This window comes from Mycolicibacterium sp. XJ662 (assembly GCF_053484035.1).
The window spans coordinates 1,331,270-1,347,843 of the sequence record NZ_JBEFTL010000001.1 but is presented as its reverse complement, the minus strand read 5'-3'; the positions used below and the strand labels follow the sequence as shown (position 1 = coordinate 1,347,843).

General features: G+C 68.0%; 16 protein-coding genes, 1 tRNA gene, 1 other RNA gene and 1 pseudogene. 8 read left to right on the top strand and 11 right to left on the bottom strand.

Features of this window, described 5'->3' with window-relative positions; genetic code table 11:
* Window positions 1-3: 3 nt before the first annotated feature.
* From ABQE93_RS06325 to ffs, 3 genes are all read right to left on the bottom strand, one after another.
* On the bottom strand, window positions 4-1,845 hold the full coding sequence (locus ABQE93_RS06325) for a DNA polymerase III subunits gamma/tau (protein WP_448406407.1): 1,842 nt from the start codon (window positions 1,843-1,845) through the stop codon (window positions 4-6).
* Between the two features lie 10 nt (window positions 1,846-1,855).
* Window positions 1,856-3,145 carry an aspartate aminotransferase type Ic gene (locus tag ABQE93_RS06320; RefSeq protein ID WP_448406406.1) on the bottom strand — a complete coding sequence of 430 codons (1,290 nt, stop codon included), beginning with the start codon at window positions 3,143-3,145 and terminating at the stop codon, window positions 1,856-1,858.
* A gap of 40 nt (window positions 3,146-3,185) precedes the next feature.
* An RNA gene (ffs, locus tag ABQE93_RS06315) (signal recognition particle sRNA small type) lies at window positions 3,186-3,280 on the bottom strand.
* 68 nt (window positions 3,281-3,348) lie between these two features.
* Here ffs and ABQE93_RS06310 point away from each other — a divergent pair.
* From ABQE93_RS06310 to ABQE93_RS06300, 3 genes are all read left to right on the top strand, one after another.
* Window positions 3,349-3,434, top strand: a tRNA-Ser gene (locus tag ABQE93_RS06310).
* An 82-nt stretch (window positions 3,435-3,516) separates the two neighbouring features.
* Window positions 3,517-4,329 (top strand): lipid uptake coordinator LucA, encoded by an 813-nt coding sequence (locus ABQE93_RS06305; RefSeq protein WP_448406405.1) that lies wholly within the window; start codon window positions 3,517-3,519, stop codon window positions 4,327-4,329.
* Between the two features lie 28 nt (window positions 4,330-4,357).
* Window positions 4,358-5,383: a S1C family serine protease gene (locus tag ABQE93_RS06300; protein ID WP_448406404.1), complete on the top strand. Its 1,026-nt coding sequence runs from the start codon at window positions 4,358-4,360 to the stop codon at window positions 5,381-5,383.
* A gap of 6 nt (window positions 5,384-5,389) precedes the next feature.
* On the opposite strand, the gene ABQE93_RS06295 is transcribed toward ABQE93_RS06300, so the two are convergent.
* A complete protein-coding gene (locus tag ABQE93_RS06295) occupies window positions 5,390-6,055 on the bottom strand; it encodes a TetR/AcrR family transcriptional regulator (protein WP_448406403.1) in 666 nt (221 codons plus the stop codon).
* 87 nt (window positions 6,056-6,142) lie between these two features.
* Between ABQE93_RS06295 and ABQE93_RS06290 the strand changes: the two genes are divergently transcribed.
* On the top strand, window positions 6,143-7,210 hold the full coding sequence (locus tag ABQE93_RS06290) for an NAD(P)H-dependent amine dehydrogenase family protein (protein ID WP_448406401.1): 1,068 nt from the start codon (window positions 6,143-6,145) through the stop codon (window positions 7,208-7,210).
* Here ABQE93_RS06290 and lipL read toward each other — a convergent pair.
* The 7 genes and pseudogenes from lipL to ABQE93_RS06255 form a co-directional block, all read right to left on the bottom strand.
* Entirely contained in the window at window positions 7,207-8,484 is a 1,278-nt protein-coding gene (lipL, locus tag ABQE93_RS06285; protein WP_448406400.1) for an esterase/beta-lactamase LipL, read from the bottom strand. The genes ABQE93_RS06290 and lipL overlap by 4 nt on opposite strands.
* A 2-nt stretch (window positions 8,485-8,486) precedes the next feature.
* Complete coding sequence (locus ABQE93_RS06280; RefSeq protein ID WP_448406399.1) at window positions 8,487-8,933, bottom strand: hypothetical protein; 447 nt, start codon at window positions 8,931-8,933, stop codon at window positions 8,487-8,489.
* Window positions 8,934-8,985: 52 nt separating this feature from the next.
* On the bottom strand, window positions 8,986-10,443 hold the full coding sequence (tnpB, locus tag ABQE93_RS06275; RefSeq protein ID WP_448406398.1) for an IS607 family element RNA-guided endonuclease TnpB: 1,458 nt from the start codon (window positions 10,441-10,443) through the stop codon (window positions 8,986-8,988).
* Window positions 10,436-11,006, bottom strand: a pseudogene (locus tag ABQE93_RS06270) (IS607 family transposase). The gene tnpB and the pseudogene ABQE93_RS06270 overlap by 8 nt, the downstream one beginning before the upstream one ends.
* 80 nt (window positions 11,007-11,086) lie before the next feature.
* Complete coding sequence (gene ligD, locus ABQE93_RS06265) at window positions 11,087-12,145, bottom strand: non-homologous end-joining DNA ligase (RefSeq protein ID WP_448406397.1); 1,059 nt, start codon at window positions 12,143-12,145, stop codon at window positions 11,087-11,089.
* Between the two features lies 1 nt (window position 12,146).
* Window positions 12,147-13,199 carry an ATP-dependent DNA ligase gene (locus tag ABQE93_RS06260; protein ID WP_448406551.1) on the bottom strand — a complete coding sequence of 351 codons (1,053 nt, stop codon included), beginning with the start codon at window positions 13,197-13,199 and terminating at the stop codon, window positions 12,147-12,149.
* Between the two features lie 30 nt (window positions 13,200-13,229).
* On the bottom strand, window positions 13,230-13,856 hold the full coding sequence (locus tag ABQE93_RS06255; protein ID WP_448406396.1) for a TetR/AcrR family transcriptional regulator: 627 nt from the start codon (window positions 13,854-13,856) through the stop codon (window positions 13,230-13,232).
* A gap of 80 nt (window positions 13,857-13,936) precedes the next feature.
* On the opposite strand from ABQE93_RS06255, the gene ABQE93_RS06250 reads away from it, so the two are divergent.
* Genes ABQE93_RS06250 through ABQE93_RS06235 form a run of 4 tightly spaced genes read left to right on the top strand, consistent with a single transcriptional unit; the run spans window position 13,937 to window position 16,535 of the window.
* Window positions 13,937-14,554 carry a glyoxalase gene (locus tag ABQE93_RS06250; RefSeq protein ID WP_448406395.1) on the top strand — a complete coding sequence of 206 codons (618 nt, stop codon included), beginning with the start codon at window positions 13,937-13,939 and terminating at the stop codon, window positions 14,552-14,554.
* Window positions 14,551-14,964, top strand: a complete 414-nt coding sequence (locus tag ABQE93_RS06245; RefSeq protein WP_448406394.1) for a DUF1801 domain-containing protein — start codon at window positions 14,551-14,553, stop codon at window positions 14,962-14,964. The genes ABQE93_RS06250 and ABQE93_RS06245 overlap by 4 nt, the downstream gene beginning before the upstream one ends.
* 10 nt (window positions 14,965-14,974) lie before the next feature.
* A complete protein-coding gene (locus ABQE93_RS06240; RefSeq protein ID WP_448406393.1) occupies window positions 14,975-16,057 on the top strand; it encodes an ATP-dependent DNA ligase in 1,083 nt (360 codons plus the stop codon).
* Window positions 16,058-16,109: 52 nt separating this feature from the next.
* Window positions 16,110-16,535 (top strand): hypothetical protein, encoded by a 426-nt coding sequence (locus ABQE93_RS06235; RefSeq protein WP_448406392.1) that lies wholly within the window; start codon window positions 16,110-16,112, stop codon window positions 16,533-16,535.
* Window positions 16,536-16,574: the final 39 nt, after the last annotated feature.

The following is a 16,574-nucleotide window of genomic DNA, read 5'->3' as shown; positions in this document are numbered from 1 at the left end:
TCGCTAGCCGTCGATGCGGCGGGCGCCCAGTTCGTTCTGTAGCAGTTCCAGCGCGGCTTCTTCGGGGTCGCGACGCGGCGTCTCGGAGGTGTCGCTGCTGGCCTCGGCCAGCATGCTCTCCTCGTCGTCGTGGTGCTGGCTGGGCGCCGGGGAGCCGGGGCTGGCCGCGGCGGGGGCGGGCGGGGCGGCTCCCGCCTCGCACCGGATCTTCCAGTCGACCCCGAGGACGTCCTTGAGCGCTTCCCGGATGATGTCGGAGTTTCGTTGTTCGACAAGGCGTTTGGCCAACGGTGCGGAGGGGTGGCTGAGCACCAGCGTGTCGCCTTCGACGGCGAGCACGGTGGCGCCGTCGAGCATCACGTCGGTGGGACGCCGCAGGTTGCGCACCTTCTCGCGCACCGTGCTCCAGACCCGGCGCACCGCGGCGGCGTCGAGCCCGGTGGCCGCCGGCGGGGCCGCGACGACCGGATCCGACGGTGGGCGCACCGGCGGCGGTGACGGCGGCGGTTCCGGCGCCGACGCGGGCGGTGGCGCCGACGGCCGTTCCGGCGCGGGCGCGGGTTCGGGTGGCGGCGCCGCACGTGGAGCCTCGGGTTGCGGCGCCGACGGCGGCGCGTGGCTCTTGCGGACGAACTGCTTGGGCGCCGACGAACCCACCGCGTCCGAGGCGGGTATCGACACGTCGAGGCGCTTCTCGATGCGCTCAACGCGTTGCAGCAGCGCCGATTCGGTGTCGCTGGCCGAGGGCAGCAGCAGCCGCGCGCACACCACCTCGAGCAGCAGCCGAGGCGCGGTGGCGCCGCGCATCTCGCCCAGGCCGGCGTGCACCACCTCGGCGTAGCGGGTCAGCGTCGCGGTGCCGATCCGCTCGGCCTGCTCGCGCATCCGGTCGAGCACGTCCTCGGGTCCGTCGACCACCCCGCGGGCGATCGCGTCAGGCACCGCCTGCAACACGATCAGGTCCCGGAAGCGTTCCAGCAGATCGCTGGCGAACCGGCGTGGATCGTGGCCCGCGTCGATCACCGACTCCACGGCGCCGAACAACGCGGCGGCATCCCCGGCCGCCAGCGCGTCGACCGCGACGTCGATGAGCGCCACATCGGTGGCGCCCAGCAGCGCCAGCGCCCTCGCGTAGGTGATGTGGTTGCCCGTCGCACCCGCTTCCGACCCGGCCAGCAGCTGGTCCAGCACCGAGAGGGTGTCGCGCGGTGAGCCGCCGCCGGCCCGGATGACCAGCGGATAGACGGCGTCGTCGACCTGGACCTGTTCCTGTGCGCAGATCCGTTCGATCAGCCCGCGCATGATCCGCGGCGCCAACAGCCGGAACGGATAGTGGTGGGTGCGCGAGCGGATGGTCGGCAGCACCTTCTCCGGTTCGGTGGTGGCGAACACGAAGATCAGGTGATCCGGTGGCTCCTCGACGATTTTCAACAGCGCGTTGAAACCCGCGGGGGTGACCATGTGCGCCTCGTCGACGATGAAGATTCGGTACCGCGACTGCGCCGGGGCGTAGAAGGCCCGGTCCCGCAACTCCCGGGTGTCGTCGACGCCGCCGTGGCTGGCCGCGTCGAGTTCGACGACGTCGACGCTGCCGGGACCGTTGGGCGCGAGCGCCACGCAGGAGTCGCACACCCCGCACGGGGTCGGGGTCGGCCCCTGCGCACAGTTCAGCGAGCGGGCCAGGATGCGCGCCGACGACGTCTTACCGCAGCCGCGCGGCCCGGAGAACAGGTAGGCGTGGTTGATACGCCCGGCCGTCAGCGCGGTGCACAGCGGTTCGGTGACATGCTCCTGGCCGACGACCTCGGCGAAGGTCGCGGGCCGGTACTTGCGGTAGAGCGCCACGCTTCGCAGGCTACCCAGACGCGCCGACAAGCGCCTCGGTGGCCGCCAACAACGCGCAGGTGGCCAAACCGTCGATCGCCTCGCGCAGCTCGGGCTCGGGCGGGAACGTCGGCGCGATCCGAATGTTCTTGTCTTCCGGGTCTTTTCGATACGGGAACGTGGCGCCGGCCTCGGTGACCGCGATGCCCGCGTCCTTGGCCAGCGCGACCGTGCGTCGGGCGGTGCCGGGCAGCACGTCCAGGCTGATGAAGTAGCCGCCCTTGGGTTCGGTCCACGACGCGATCTTGGACTCGCCGAGGCGGTCTTCGAGGATCTCCAGCACGGCCGCGAACTTGGGGGCCAGCAGTTGCTGATGGCGTTGCATGTGCAGCCGCACGCCGTCGGCGTCGCCGAGAAAGCGCAGGTGGCGGAGCTGGTTGACCTTGTCCGGGCCGATCGATTTCTTGCCCGCGTACTGCAGATACCACGCGATATTGCCCAACGAGCCGCCGAGGAAGCTGACGCCGGCGCCGGCGAAGGTGATCTTGCTGGTCGAGGCGAACACCAGCGGGCGGTTCGGGTTGCCCGCGGCCTCGGCCAGGCCCAGCACGTCGATGCTGCGTTCGAAGTCGTGGGTCAACGTGTGCACCGCGTACGCGTTGTCCCACATCAGCCGGAAATCGGTTGCCGCGGTGCGCATCTGGATCAGCCGCCGCACGGTCTCCCAGGAGTACGTCGCGCCGGTCGGGTTGGCGTAGACCGGCACGCACCACATGCCCTTGATCGCCGGGTCGGCGGCCACCAGCTCCTCGATCAGGTCGACGTCGGGCCCGTCGTCGCGCATCGGCACGGGAACCATCTCGATGCCCAGCGTTTCGCAGATCGCGAAATGCCGGTCATAGCCGGGCACCGGGCACAAGAACTTCACCACCGGTTCGGCGCTCCACGGCCGCGGCGAGTCCACGCCGCCGTGCAGCATCGAGAACACCACGACGTCGTGCATCAACTCCAGGCTCGCATTGTTGCCTGCGATCAGGTTGGGCACCCCGATGCCGAGCAGCTCACCGAAGATCGCCCGGAGTTCGGGCAGACCGTGCGCGCCGCCGTAGTTGCGGGTGTCGGTGCCGTCGCCGTCGCGGAACGCGTCCGGGCCCGAACCGGGCAGCTCGAGCAGGGCGTTGGACAGATCGAGCTGGGCGGAGGACGGCTTGCCGCGGGTCAGGTCCAGCTTGAGGCCCTTGGCCTGCAGCTCGGCGTAGTTGCGCTGCTGCTGCTCATGCTGTGCGACGAGCTCGTCCCGGCCGAGCGACTGAAACGACACAGTGCGCCTTTCACTTCGAGCCATGGACAGAGCGGAAAAATTGAGGGGACCCCGCGCACCCGCCAGAGCCCATTGACCCTTGCTGCCTTCCGGCCCTGGGGGAGTTCACAGGATGGACGCCACGCGGGGTCCGAGGCGAGTCTAATACCACCGCCGCGGACAACTTGACGGCCATATGGGCCAGGTCGGTTACCATGGCCCGCGGAGGATTCGCCTAGTGGCCTATGGCGCTCGCCTGGAACGCGGGTTGGGTTAATAGCCCTCGCGGGTTCAAATCCCGCATCCTCCGCACGCGGCCCGGGGTGCGACGGTTACGGTCGCACCCCGGCCAAGAAAACACCGACCAGCGCTCACGAGCGCGTAGGAGGGGCATGAGCCGCACCATCGCGGTGATTTGGCACGCGTCGTTCTCTCTGATTGCCGGTGTCCTGTATTTCTTTTTCGTGCTGCCGCGCTGGTGGGAGCTGGTGGGCACCACATCGCACACGCTGGGCACCGTGGTGCGCATCGTCGTCGGCGTGCTCATCGGCCTGGCCGCGCTGCCTGCGGTGCTCGAGTGGGTGCGCACCAGGAAACCGGAGCTGCGCACACCTCAGCTGGCGCTGCGGCTGCGGGTCACCGCGACGGTGCTGCACGTCGTCGCGGGGGTGTTGATCCTGGGTGCGGCCATCAGCGAGATCTGGCTTTCGCTCGACACCGCAGGCCAGTGGCTGTTCGGCAGCTACGGCGCGGCCGCCGCGATCGCGTTGCTCGGCGTCTTCGCGTTCTACCTGGCCTACCTGGCCGAGTTGCCGCCTCCGCCGCCGAAACCGCTGAAGACCAAGAAGCCGCGGGGCCGTCGCGGCCGCAAGAAGGACGACGAGCAGGACGGCGCGGTCGGCCCCGTCGACGAGACGACCAGCGACGACGAGGCAGCAGCATCAGCTGAGGCCGAGGAGACCGATGGGGCGGATGAGGACGCCACCGAGGACACGCCTGCGGAAATCACCGCGGAAGAATCGACCGGTGACGCATCCGACGACGACGAATCGGTCAGCGACGACACTTCTGCTGGCGATGACGACGACGACGCCGGATCGGCGTCCACCAACGGGAAACTGCGCAACCGGCGTCCTTCTGGCAAAGCCGAGCCGACCCGCCGACGGCGCCGACGGCTGCGTGGCGGCGTCGCGCTGGACGATTAGCTACGCACTTTTCGGGCAATATGGGCGCATGGGCAATTACCCCAACCGTCGCCCGCGACCGGCGCTGCTGATCGCGCTTGCCGCGATCCTGGCGCTGTTCGCGCCGCTGAGCCCGGCGACGTCCGCGGCCGCACCCGCCGACCCGCTGGCGGCGGCAACCCAGGTCGAACCCGCCGTCGTGCGCCTCGACACCGAGATCGACTACCAGAACGCGATCGGCAACGGCGCGGGAATCGTGCTCGATCCCAACGGCCAGGTGCTGACCAACTTCCACGTGGTGTCGGGCGCAGACCGCATCAACGCCACCGTCGCGGGGCGCACCTACCCTGCCGAGCTGATCGGCTATGACCGCCGCCACGACATCGCGGTGCTGCAACTGATCGGTGCGCTGGGGTTGCCCACCGCCCCGATCGGTGACTCCACGACGTTGACGGGCGGTGAGCCGGTGGTCGCGCTGGGCAACGCGATGGGCAGCAACCGGCCGTTGACCCGCGAGGTCGGCACCATCACCGGATTCGGTCGCACCGTCAACGCCGAGGACACCTTGACCGGGAGCAAGGACGAGCTGACCGGGCTGATCGAGTTCGCGGCGCCCGTCGTCGCCGGCGACTCCGGCGGACCCGTGGTGAACGCGGCCGGCCAGGTCGTCGGGATCACGACGGCGGCGTCGGTGAACTACCGGCTCGGCCCGGGCGGTGAAGGCTATGCGATCCCCATCAACGACGCGATGGCCATCGCCGACCAGATCCGCGCCCGGATCCCCTCCGACAGCGTGCACATCGGACCGCCGGTGCTGCTCGGCGTCGGCGTGCGCACGGCACAACGTGGCCCCGGCGTGTTCATCGCCGAGGTGTTGCGTGGTGGCGCCGCCGACCGCGCGGGGCTGGTCGACGGCGACATCCTGCTCTCCCTCGACGGCGTGCCGCTGGACTCGGCCACCGCGCTGACCTACGTGCTGGACCGCCACTACCCCGGCGACGTCCTCGACGTCACGTGGCTCGATCGCGGCGGTCAGCAACGCACGGGCAAGGTCGCGCTCACCCCGACGGTCTGATCGGCGCTAGTCGCCGGCCGCCTCGAGGATCCGTTCCACGCCGGCGATCAGCAGGCCGAGTTCGAAATCGAACTGTGCTTCGGCGTCGTACACGTCGGTCTGCGCGGACTCGAGCACCCGGCGCAGCGCCGAGTAGGTGCCCTCCGGTTCGTGCTGCAGCGCGGCGGCGGTCTCGGCGCGGTGACGGTGTACGCCGGAGTCGGTTTGCGCGGCGATGCTCTGCGCTGCCGACTGCGCGATGTTGGAGGCGGCCGTCAGGGCGTGGCGGGCGCTGTCGGGATCCAGACCCGCGGTGAGCAGCGTGTCGAGCAGCCGATCGGCCAGCGACAGCGCCGCCGTCGCGCTCAGACCGCCCAACTGCGTGAAGTCGGTGGACATCCCGACCTGGACCAGCCCGTCGCGAAACGCGACGGCGTAGGCGCTCAGCACCGCGCGCCAGTCGCCGGTGACCGGCAACTCGACGGAATCGAGTTCGCGTTCGAACCGATCGAGCAACACCAGCGCGAGCAGGCCTTCGCGATCACCGACGTAGTAGTGCAGCGCCTTGCGGGTGACGCCGAGTTCGTCCGCGACGGCCTGCATGGTCAAGTCGTCGGTCGCCAGGCGCCGCGCCGCCGCCACGATCTTCCTGCGGCTGATCCGTGGTGGACGACCGCGGGCTCGCCCACTCATCTTGGCAGCCTAAAGCGCGAGCACACGACTTTTCGCCGCTCGGTAAAAAAGCTGCGTTCCGACACCAGCTCACCTTATGCTGTGCAAGTGCCAAACACTGCTTACCGCGTCGTCCAATGGACCACCGGAAACGTCGGAAAGAGTTCGGTGAAGGCGATCGCCAAGAACCCGAACTACCAGCTGGTCGGCCTCTACGCGTGGTCGAACGACAAGGTCGGCCGTGACGCCGGCGAATTGGCCGGGCTCGAACCGCTCGGCGTCAAGGCCACCGACGACGTCGACGCGCTGCTCGCGCTGAAGCCCGACGCCGTGGTCTACAACCCGATGTGGATCAACGTCGACGAGCTGGTGGCCATCCTGTCGGCCGGGGTGAACGTGGTGTCGTCGGCGTCGTTCATCACCGGGCACAACCTGGGCGCCGACCGCGACCGGCTCGAAGAGGCGTGCAGGAAGGGCGGCGCGACGCTGTTCGGTTCCGGGGTGAGCCCGGGTTTCGCCGAACTGCTCACCATCGTGGCCGCGTCCGCGTGTGACCGCGTCGACAAGATCACCATCGCCGAATCCGCGGACACCACCCTCTACGACTCCCCCGACACCGAGCGGCCGGTCGGCTTCGGCACCGCGATCGACGATCCGGATCTGGCGCCGATGGCCGAAACCGGGACCGCGGTGTTCGCCGAGGCGGTGCGCCTGGTCGCCGATTCACTCGGGGTCGAGCTCGACGAGATCAAGTGCGTGGCCGAATACGCGCAGACCACCGAGGATCTCGTGATGACGTCGTGGACCATTCCGGCGGGTCACGTGGCCGGTGTCTTCGTCAGGTGGCAGGGGATCGTCGACGGCCGAACCGTGGTCGAGATCAGCGTGCGGTGGAAGAAGGGCCAGACGCTGGAGCCGGATTGGCCGATCGACGGCGACGGCTGGAAGATCACCATCGACGGGCGGCCCACGGTCAACATGACGGTCGGCTTCCTGCCGCCGCAGGACATGATCGAACAGGCCACCTCGATCGAGGACTTCTTCGAGCTCGGCCACATCATGACGGCCATGCCGCCGATCCACGCGATCCCCGCCGTCGTCGCCGCCGCACCGGGCATCGCGACCTACAACGATCTGCCGCTGCCCCAGGCCCGCGGCGTCGTCCCGACAGCCTAGGGCCGGCCCTTCACCTTGGCGACCGGATCTCGGTAGCGCGCACCGTATTTCGGCACGGCAGCCGGTCCGGTGCGCCGTGCGACGCTGATCGCGCTGCGCAACGGGCCGGCAAGACCCGCGAACGACGCCATGTCCAACACCATCGGCGTCAACAACCGGTTGTGGACGAACGCGAACGCGCTGCCGGTCTCGGGGTCGGCCCAGCCGAGCGTTCCGCCCAGTCCGATATGGCCGAATCCCTTGAGCAGACCGGGGATCGGTGACTCGTGGTAGCCGAGGTGAAACGGCATCGGGACGCCGATGTTGAGGTCCGGCCACGGTTTGGGCTTGCCGATCAGCCCGCGGGCCAGCTCTTCGGAGAGAAACTGTGTGCCGTCGATGTGGCCGCGGTTGGCGATCGCGGCGTACATCTTCGCCAGGGCGCGGGCGGTCACCACGCCGTTCGCGGCGGGGACCTCACCGTCGAGGAACGGGATATCGCCTTGGACAAAGGATTTGACGCCGGGAAAGAACATCGCCCCGAAAGCACCGGAAAGCGGCAGCCCGGCCACCCTTGGCGCGACGAAGTTGAACACCGGGTTGGCCCGGCTGCTCTGCGGCGCGAGGATCTGCGCCACCGTGGTCGGTGAGCCGGCGGGCGGGCGGCCCAGATGCAGCCCGTCGGTGTTGAGCGGGCGCGCCACCTCTTCGCGGATCAACTCGCGCATACCGCACCCGGTCACCGCGCGCGCCAGCCCGGAGAGCAGCCAACCGTAGGTCAGTGCATGGTAGGCGGACCGGCCACGCAGGTAATCGACGGCGGCGGCGGCCATCTTGGCCTCCATGACCTCATGGTCCAACAACTCGTCCTTGGTGACGCCGCCGGGCAGATGCGAGAGCCCGGCGCGGTGCCGCAACACGTCGCGCACGGTGATGTCGGCTTTGTTGTTGGCGCCGAAGGCGGGCCAGTACGTCGCGACGGGCTCGTCGTAGTCGAGCACCCCCCGGTCGGCGAGCCGGTGGATGACGGTGGCCGTCACCCCCTTGGTCGCGGAGAACACCATCGCGCCGGTGTCGGCCGTCCACAGCTGCTCACCGCGGCGGTCGGACCAGCCCGTCCAGACGTCGACGACCGGGCGGCCGTCGATGAAGACCGCCAGCGCGCCGCCGCCGAACCGCCGAGCCGGGAACATCCCCGCGAAAATCCGCACGACCGTCGCAAACCGCGCGTCGGCGGCGCCCAGCACGCCGCGCGGCAACCCCTCCTTGGCGCGCAGCAGCGACGGAGTGCTCATCGTCAGCCGGTCACGTCCAGGACGTTGGCGTTGAGCTGCGCGGCCGGTGGGCCTTCCAGCGTGACGTCCTTGAGGATCTTGGCCTGGTCCTTGTGCACGGTGAACTCGCCTTTCTGCGGCTCGTTCCCGCCGATCACCTCGTAGAACACGGTGAACGGTGTCTCCGGGAGCGGATGCAGGCCAATGTATTTGGGTTGAATCGTGTATTGGTAGGTGCAACTGCCGCCGGGTTGGCACTGTTGGTCGGTGACCACCACGTCGACGTTGAACTCCGTCGGAGTCGGCACCTTGGGTGGCGGCGGAGCCAACGTGGTGCGCGGCGTGGCCTGCGGTGCGGGGTCCTGCGACATGCCGCCGGTGATCACCACCGCCGCGATGCCGATGCCACCGGCCACCATCGCGACCAGGGCCAGCGCGGCGAGCGACTTGCGAAGCACCGAAACCTTCATGTGCATAGCAAACCGTTGCCTTTTGGTGAGTGGATGTGGGTTCTACTCTCCATTAGGCTGCCTCGCCTTGCGGTGAGGCGGTCCCCGTCTGATCCACCGGTTGGTGGTGCGGGGTTGACGCTTCATCGCCGGCTGCGTCGCCCGCTGGCGCGGGTTCGGTCTCCTGCGTGGCTCCACGTCCTGCCACCGGGCCACTCCCGGCGGGACTCTGATCACCCATCGTGGGTGCGCCGAGTCGGGCGAGGTTGATCGCAGCACCCAGATCACGATCGATCTGCATACCGCATTCGTCACATTCGAAGACTCGATCGGCCAGGGTGAGGTTTGGCTTTCGCCTCCCACACGCCGTGCACATCTTCGACGACGGAAAATATCGGTCGGCCTGCACCAAATGGCTGCCGTACCAACGCGTTTTGTATCCCAGCATGCGCCGCACTTCGGCCAGCGCGGCATCGGCCAGTGCTCGATTCAGGCCCCGCTTGCGGGCCCCACCGGCGGCGCGCATGCCCGCAGCGTTGAGCGTCTCGACGACCACAACATCGTGCTGCTGGGCCAGGGTGGTCGTCACTTTGTGTAGGACGTCGCGGCGCACCGCCGCGGCATGGGCGTGCGTGCGACCGACGCGAGCCTGCGTTTTGCACCACCGTTTCGATGGTGTCTGTTTGGTCTTGGCGCCGCGATCGTAGGGGCCCTGCTGGCGGGCGGCGCGGCGTTGCAGGGACCGCAACCGGGCTTGGGCGGCGCTCAGCGACTTCGGTGCCGGGACGCGCTTGACTTCGATGCCGTCGGGGGTCGCGACGACCAGCAGGGCATCGGCTTTCACCCCGACGTCCACACCGACCACCCGATGTGGGGAACGCCGAGCGTGTGCGGGCCGCGTCTTGGTTTCGACAATCACCTGCAGCGCGCAGTGCCAGCGCCCGGCACTGTCGCAGCGCACGGTGGCCGACAAGATCCGCGCCGTGCCGGCCTCGATGCGGCGGGCCAGCTTACGGGTCGACTCGTGCGTGCGGAGGGTGCCCAGCCGGGGCAACGTGAGGTGGCGGCGGTCAGCCTCGATGCGGATCACTCCGGTGGTGAACCGCACCGACTTGGTCGCCCGCGACGTTTTAAACCGGGGAAACCCGACCACCCGGCCGGCGCGCTCACCCTTTCGGGACTTCGACCAGGCGTCCAACCCGCGGGCCAATCCGTGCAGGCCGGTGTTGTAGGCCTCCTTGGAGTTCTGCGCCCACCACGGCGCGCACGACGCCTTGCGCTGATTCCACACCTTGCGCAGCGCCGCCAACGACCACCCCAACACCGGGGTCAGCTCAGAGTCGGGCACACCGTAGCTGCGTTCGGCGCCCCGCTGATCCATCACCCCCTTGACCAACGCAAGCATGTGGTTGTACGCGAAACGTGCCGCACCCGCATGAGACGCCAACCCGCGCACCTGCGTTGGTGTCGGATCCAGCGCGAACCGGTAGCCCTGCGCCGTCCACCCCTCGGGGATCTCGAACCTACCCACCGACAGCCTCCGCCTGCTTGGTGGCGGTCACCGTTCGCATCGCACGGTTGCGCGGCCCGCGGCGGCCATACCGGCGCGCACACATCCAGGTCAGCATTTCGATCATGTCGCGCACCAGATCGTCGGTGGTCTCACCCTGATCGGCGACCATGATCCGGCGGCCCTGCGCAGACAACGCGGCTTGGAGAAGCTCGACTCCCAAGCGCGCCAACCGGTCACGATGTTGCACGACAACCACTCAAGCACAGGGGTCTGACACGATCCTGCGCAACTTCGGCCGCTTCCCGTTCAGTCCGGACACCGACCTCGCCCACCACACGACCGTTGGAGGTCGCCCAATCAGCAAGTCGTGCAACTTGGCGGTCCAGATCGGCCCGCTGATCATGCGACGACACCCGCGCGTACACGACGGTGCGACCAGTCTCCCGCTGGCCGCAGCGTCGACCCAGATCGTCCTCGACTCCGACCGGGCGAGCAGGCACCGGCATCCGGTCCTCACGAAACCACCGATACGCCGTCTGCGCATGCACACCATTCGCACGCGCCCACTCAGCCAACTTCACACACTCACTAAAACACACACTCGATCACGAATACTCACAGTCTGACGAGCAGCTCGAAACCCTGTACGGGCGCTTCTCGTCTAGCGATCCGCCACCGGGTTGCCGTCCTCGTCCCAGTGGGCGGCCACCTTCTTGCTGGGCTGGACCCGGGGCGGTTCACCCGGCATTTTCGGGTAGCTCGGCGGATACGGCAGGTCACCGAGGCCGCGTTCGTCGTCGGCTTCGACCATCTCCAACAGTGGTTTGAGCGACTGTGCGGTCTTGTCGATGTCGGCCCACGGGTCGTCGCGTTCGGACACCAGTTTCGGCACGGTGGACATGGTGTAGTCGTCGGGGTCGGCGCCGCGCAGGTCCTTCCACGCCAACGGGGTGGACACGGTGGCGATCGGGGTCTTGCGCACCGAGTACGCCGAGGCGAAGGTGCGGTCGCGGGCGTTCTGGTTGTAGTCGATGAAGATTCGCTTACCCCGCTCCTCTTTCCACCACGACGTCGTGACCGCGTCGGGCGCGCGGCGCTCCACTTCGCGGGCCAGCGCGATACCGGCGCGGCGCACGGCGATGAAGTCCCAGTCGGGCTTGATGCGCAGGAACACGTGTACGCCACGACCGCCCGACGTCTTGGGATATCCGACCAGCCCGAGTTCGTCGAGCAGTGGTTTGAGCACGTCCACCGCGACGGCGGCGGCTTCGGCAAAACCGGTGCCGGGCTGTGGATCCAGGTCGATGCGCAGTTCGTCGGGATGTTCGGTGTCCGGGCACCGCACCTGCCACGGGTGCAGCGTGATCGTGCTCATCTGCGCGGCCCAGATGATCGACGACGGGTGGGTGATCTTCAGCGCGTCCGCGGTGCGCCCGGAGGGGAACGTGACCACGCAGGTCTGCAGATAGTCGGGATGCTTTTGCGGCACCCGTTTCTGGTAGATCTCTTCACCTTCGATCCCGTCGGGGAAGCGCTGCAGGTGCGTCGGCCGGTCCTTGAGCGCGGCCAACATCGGACCGTTCGCCACGGCCAGGTAGTAGTCGACGAGCGCGCCTTTAGTGCCCTTCTTCTTGCCGAGCTTCGGGAAGTACACCTTGTCGGGGCTGGTCAGCCGAACCTTGACCCCGTCGACATCGATTTCCTCTGCCGCACTTGCCATCTCAGGACTCCAGAACGTCGTAGAGGTCGTAGTTGATCGGCACGTCGAGTTGGTCGAAGGTGCAGCTGCGAGGATCACGGTCAGGGCGCCAGCGCCGGAACTTCACGGCGTGCCGAAACCGCCTGCCCGCCTCGGTGTTTCCCTCCATCTGGTCATAGGCCACCTCGCACACCTTCTCGGGCCGTACTGGAATCCAGCGTTTATCGGCTGCGGAGTTCCACCGGCTCGGGTCGCCTTCACGTAGCTCGTCGCCTTCGCGAAGCGGTTCGAGATCGGCCAGCAGTTTGAGCCGGTCCTTGGCGGTGAAAGAGGCTGCGCCGCCGACCATCTGCAGTTCACCGTCGTCGCGGTACAGCCCGAGCAGGATCGATCCGATACCCTCGCCGCTCTTGTGGATCCGGTAGCCCATCGCCACGCAGTCGGCGTCGCGGGCGTGCTTGACCTTGACCATCTCGCGTTTGCCCGGCAGATACGGGCCCTCGAGCCGCTTGGCGATCACGCCGTCGAGGCCGGCGCCCTCGAACTCCTCGAGCCAATGCGCGCCGATCTCGGGGTCCTCGGTGGTGCGGGTGACGTGGCACCACTGCTTGGCGTGCAGCGCTTCCGACAGCGCGTCGCGCCGAACGCGGAAAGGCTCCTTGAGCAGCGATGCGTCTCCGGAGGCCAACGCATCGAAGCCGATGAAGTGCGCGGGTGTCTGTTCAGCGAGCATCTTGATCCGGCTGGCCGCGGGGTGGACACGCTGGCTCAGCGACTCCCAGTCCAGCCGGGTCCGGCCGTCGATCTCGCGGGGGACGACGATCTCCCCATCAAGAACGCACCGGGTCGCCAGTTCGTCGCGCAGCGCCTCGACCAGTTCCGGGAAGTACCGGCCGAGGTCCTTGCCGTTGCGGGAGTGCAGCACCACCTCGTCGCCGTCACGGAAGACCAGCGCCCGGAAGCCGTCCCACTTCGGTTCGTAGGACCAGACCCCGGCCTCGTCGGGAACTCTGGTCTGCGCTTTGGCCAGCATCGGCTCGATCGGAGGCAGCACGGGGAGGTCCACAGGTTCCATACTCACGTAGACCGCCTACGGCGAGCAATGTCATCGCGCGAGCAGGTAGTCGACGAGCAACTGGGTGAGCCAGCGCTCGTAGCGTTTCGGCGACCAGCCCCGGTCGACGACGAGTAGCCGGTAGACCTCCGGAGACATCAGCGCATAGATGCTGTCGGCGGCCTCAGCCTCCCGAAGACCCGGCCGCAATGCGCCAGCCCTACCCAGCGCGCGGGCCAGCCCGCCCTGACCGGTGCGCCGCTGGCGGTTGAGGTCCTCCAGCAGCGCGGCCGCATCGGGGTCCGAGCTCGCCGCGCCGACGAGGATGCGGTAGACCGGCGCGGTGCGCGAGTTCACCTCCGAGGCGATCGCGACGAAACCCGCCACCTGTTTACGCGGATCCGGATCAGCGAGAAGTGTTTGAACCCGCGGGCGCTGCGGCAATGCCACAGGTTGGTCGTCGCCGGCGATCGAGACGTCGAGAATCGCCTTGAGAATGCCGCGCTTGGACGAAAAGAGCCGGTAGACGGTGGCCGGGGGTACGCCCGAGGCGGTGCTGATGGCCTCGATCGTCGTCGCCGCGTAACCACGATCGACGAACAGCGTGCGGGCCGCGTCGATGACGGCGGCCCGCGCTAGTCGGGTTCTCGCCTGACCAGGTCGTCCGGTGCTCGCCACGAATTGAGTCTATCGCTCTCAAATCGAGAGTGCTACTCTCAATTTGAGTAGAACCGTAGACACACCGGAAGGACCTATCCATGACGGGCATAGATGCTGTCGTTCTCGAAACCCCCGACCCCGCGAAAGTCGACGCGTTCGTCGCGGCCGCGTTCGGTTCGGAGCTGCCGGTGCGCGCGCGTGCCGGAGACGCGGCGACGACGGGCTTTCGCGGTTTCACGCTCTCGTTGGTGGTGTCGCGGCCCTCCACGGTCGACGCGTACGTCGACGCCGCACTTCAAGCCGGCGCGACGGAACTGAACCCGCCCAAGAAGTCGCTGTGGGGCTACGGCGGCGGGGTGACCGGACCGGACGGGACCATCTGGACGATCGCGTCGTCGTCGAAGAAGGACCGGGGCCCCAGCGGCGATCAGAAGGTCCACACCATCGACGAGTTCGTCCTTCAACTCGGCGTCGACGACGTCGCAGCCAGCAAACGCTTCTATGTCGAACGTGGCCTGGAGGTGGCCAAAAGCTTTGGCCGCAAATATGTCTCGTTTGCATCCGGGCCCGTCACGTTGGCGCTCTTGAAGCGTCGCGCGCTGGCCAAGAACGCGGGCGTGCCCGCGGACGGTTCCGGATCGCACCGTATCGTCGTCAACAGCCCGGCGGGCACCTTCACCGACCCCGACGGGTTCACCTGGGAGGTGAGCCGATGACCGATCGCAAGAAACCCAAACTGCTGTCCGGCGGCAACCCGCAGATCCCCAAGGGTGAGGGAAACGGCCCCGTGCAGGACTACATCGCGGCGATGCCCGGCTGGAAACAAGAGGTGGGTGAGCGCCTCGACGCCCTCATCGAACGTACGGTCCCCGACGTGCACAAGGCCGTGAAATGGAACCAGCCGTTCTATGGCCACAAGGACGAAGGCTGGTTCCTGTCGTTTCGGTGTTACACCAACTACGTGCAGATCACGTTCTTAAAGGGGTCCTCGCTGAACCCCGTGCCGCCGAAGGCGTCCAAACATCCCGAGGTGCGCTACCTCGACATCCACGAGGACGAACTCGACGAGGAGCGGGTCCGGTCGTGGATCAAACAGGCCAGCAAGCTGCCCGGCGAAAAGATGTGACAGCGCCCTGATGGATCTGCCCGTCATGCCACCGGTTTCGCCCATGCTGGCCAAGTCGGTCCCGGCCATCCCACCCGACGCGTCCTACGAGCCGAAATGGGACGGGTTCCGGTCGATCTGCTTCCGCGACGGCGATGAGGTGCAGTTCGGCAGCCGCAACGAGCGACCGATGACCCGCTACTTCCCCGAACTGGTCGCCGCGGCCGTCGCCGAACTGCCGGACCGGTGCGTCATCGACGGCGAGATCGTCCTACCCATCAGAACTGCCGCCGGTCACCGCCTGGACTTCGAGGCACTGCAGCAGCGCATCCACCCGGCGGCCAGCCGCGTCAACATGCTTGCCGAACAGACACCGGCGTCGTTTATCGCCTTCGACCTGCTGGCCCTGGGCGACGACGACTACACCACGCTTCCGTTCACCGAGCGTCGCGCCGCCCTCACCGAGGCGCTCGCGCACTCGGGGCCGTCGTTTCACCTGACCCCGGTGACCACGGACCTGGCCACCGCACACCGGTGGTTCGACGAGTTCGAGGGCGCCGGCCTCGACGGGGTGATCGCCAAACCGCTGAACCTCGACTATCAACCCGACAAGCGCGTCATGTTCAAGATCAAGCACGAGCGCACCGCGGACTGCGTGGTCGCCGGCTACCGTGTGCACAAGTCGGGCGCTGACGCCATCGGCTCGCTGCTGCTGGGCCTTTACCGGCACGACGGCACGCTGGCCTCCGTCGGGGTGATCGGCGCGTTCCCAATGGCCACGCGACGGCAGCTGCTCACCGAATTGCAGCCGCTGGTCACCACATTCGACGAGCACCCGTGGAACTGGGCCGCGCATCTGGCCGGTGACCGCACCCCGCGTCGCAACGAGGGCTCGCGTTGGAACGCCGGCAAGGACCTGTCGTTTGTTCCGCTGCGCCCCGAGCGGGTGGTCGAGGTGCGCTACGACCACATGGAGGGCGAAAGGTTTCGGCACACCGCCCAGTTCAACCGCTGGCGTCCCGACCGCGACCCACGCTCGTGCACCTACGAGCAGCTCGAGCAGCCGATCGCGTTCAGGCTCGGTGACATCGTGCCCGGGTTGGGCGGCGACTGACTTTTCGGCCAACTCGGCGATGTCGGCGGACCGGACGTGTGATGCTGCCTTCATGGTGATCACACGCGCGATGGCCGCTGCGGTGGCGCTCACCGGCGCCGCGATCGGCTTGGCGAGCCCGGCATGGGCGGACGGGCGCCTCGACGGCGAGTACCGGTTCGTCAACGGCCCGACGACGAACACGTGGTCGATCACCACGCAGTGCAATGCCGAAGGCTTTTGTGGCGGAACGGTTTCCAGCTCCACCGGGATGATCGCTCAGATCCGCAGGCAGGCCGACGGCCCATGGCTCGTCGAGCGTCACGACGTCTTCAACGGACGCCTGTGCGCCGACGGCGGCACCGGCCCGGCCGATCTGACGTACTCGTTCGATCCGGCGAGCTTGGCGGGAAGCCTGCGCTACGCGTGGGAGCCCGGTTCTTGCGGCGACCCCAACGCCGGGGAGAGCGAGCAACCGATAAGCCTTCAGCCGGTGTGACGCCGCGAGTGTGCAGTCTGATACGCCGGGCACGGCGTG

Excerpts from the sequence above, each read along its gene's own strand:
- ABQE93_RS06305 (WP_448406405.1), top strand. The coding sequence starts at position 3,517 with ATGAGCCGCACCATCGCGGTGATTTGGCACGCGTCGTTCTCTCTGATT.
- ABQE93_RS06300 (WP_448406404.1), top strand. The coding sequence starts at position 4,358 with ATGGGCAATTACCCCAACCGTCGCCCGCGACCGGCGCTGCTGATCGCG.
- ABQE93_RS06295 (WP_448406403.1), bottom strand. The coding sequence starts at position 6,055 with ATGAGTGGGCGAGCCCGCGGTCGTCCACCACGGATCAGCCGCAGGAAG.
- lipL (WP_448406400.1), bottom strand. The coding sequence starts at position 8,484 with ATGAGCACTCCGTCGCTGCTGCGCGCCAAGGAGGGGTTGCCGCGCGGC.
- ABQE93_RS06280 (WP_448406399.1), bottom strand. The coding sequence starts at position 8,933 with ATGAAGGTTTCGGTGCTTCGCAAGTCGCTCGCCGCGCTGGCCCTGGTC.
- ligD (WP_448406397.1), bottom strand. The coding sequence starts at position 12,145 with ATGGCAAGTGCGGCAGAGGAAATCGATGTCGACGGGGTCAAGGTTCGG.
- ABQE93_RS06260 (WP_448406551.1), bottom strand. The coding sequence starts at position 13,199 with ATGGAACCTGTGGACCTCCCCGTGCTGCCTCCGATCGAGCCGATGCTG.
- ABQE93_RS06250 (WP_448406395.1), top strand. The coding sequence starts at position 13,937 with ATGACGGGCATAGATGCTGTCGTTCTCGAAACCCCCGACCCCGCGAAA.
- ABQE93_RS06245 (WP_448406394.1), top strand. The coding sequence starts at position 14,551 with ATGACCGATCGCAAGAAACCCAAACTGCTGTCCGGCGGCAACCCGCAG.
- ABQE93_RS06240 (WP_448406393.1), top strand. The coding sequence starts at position 14,975 with ATGGATCTGCCCGTCATGCCACCGGTTTCGCCCATGCTGGCCAAGTCG.
- ABQE93_RS06235 (WP_448406392.1), top strand. The coding sequence starts at position 16,110 with ATGGTGATCACACGCGCGATGGCCGCTGCGGTGGCGCTCACCGGCGCC.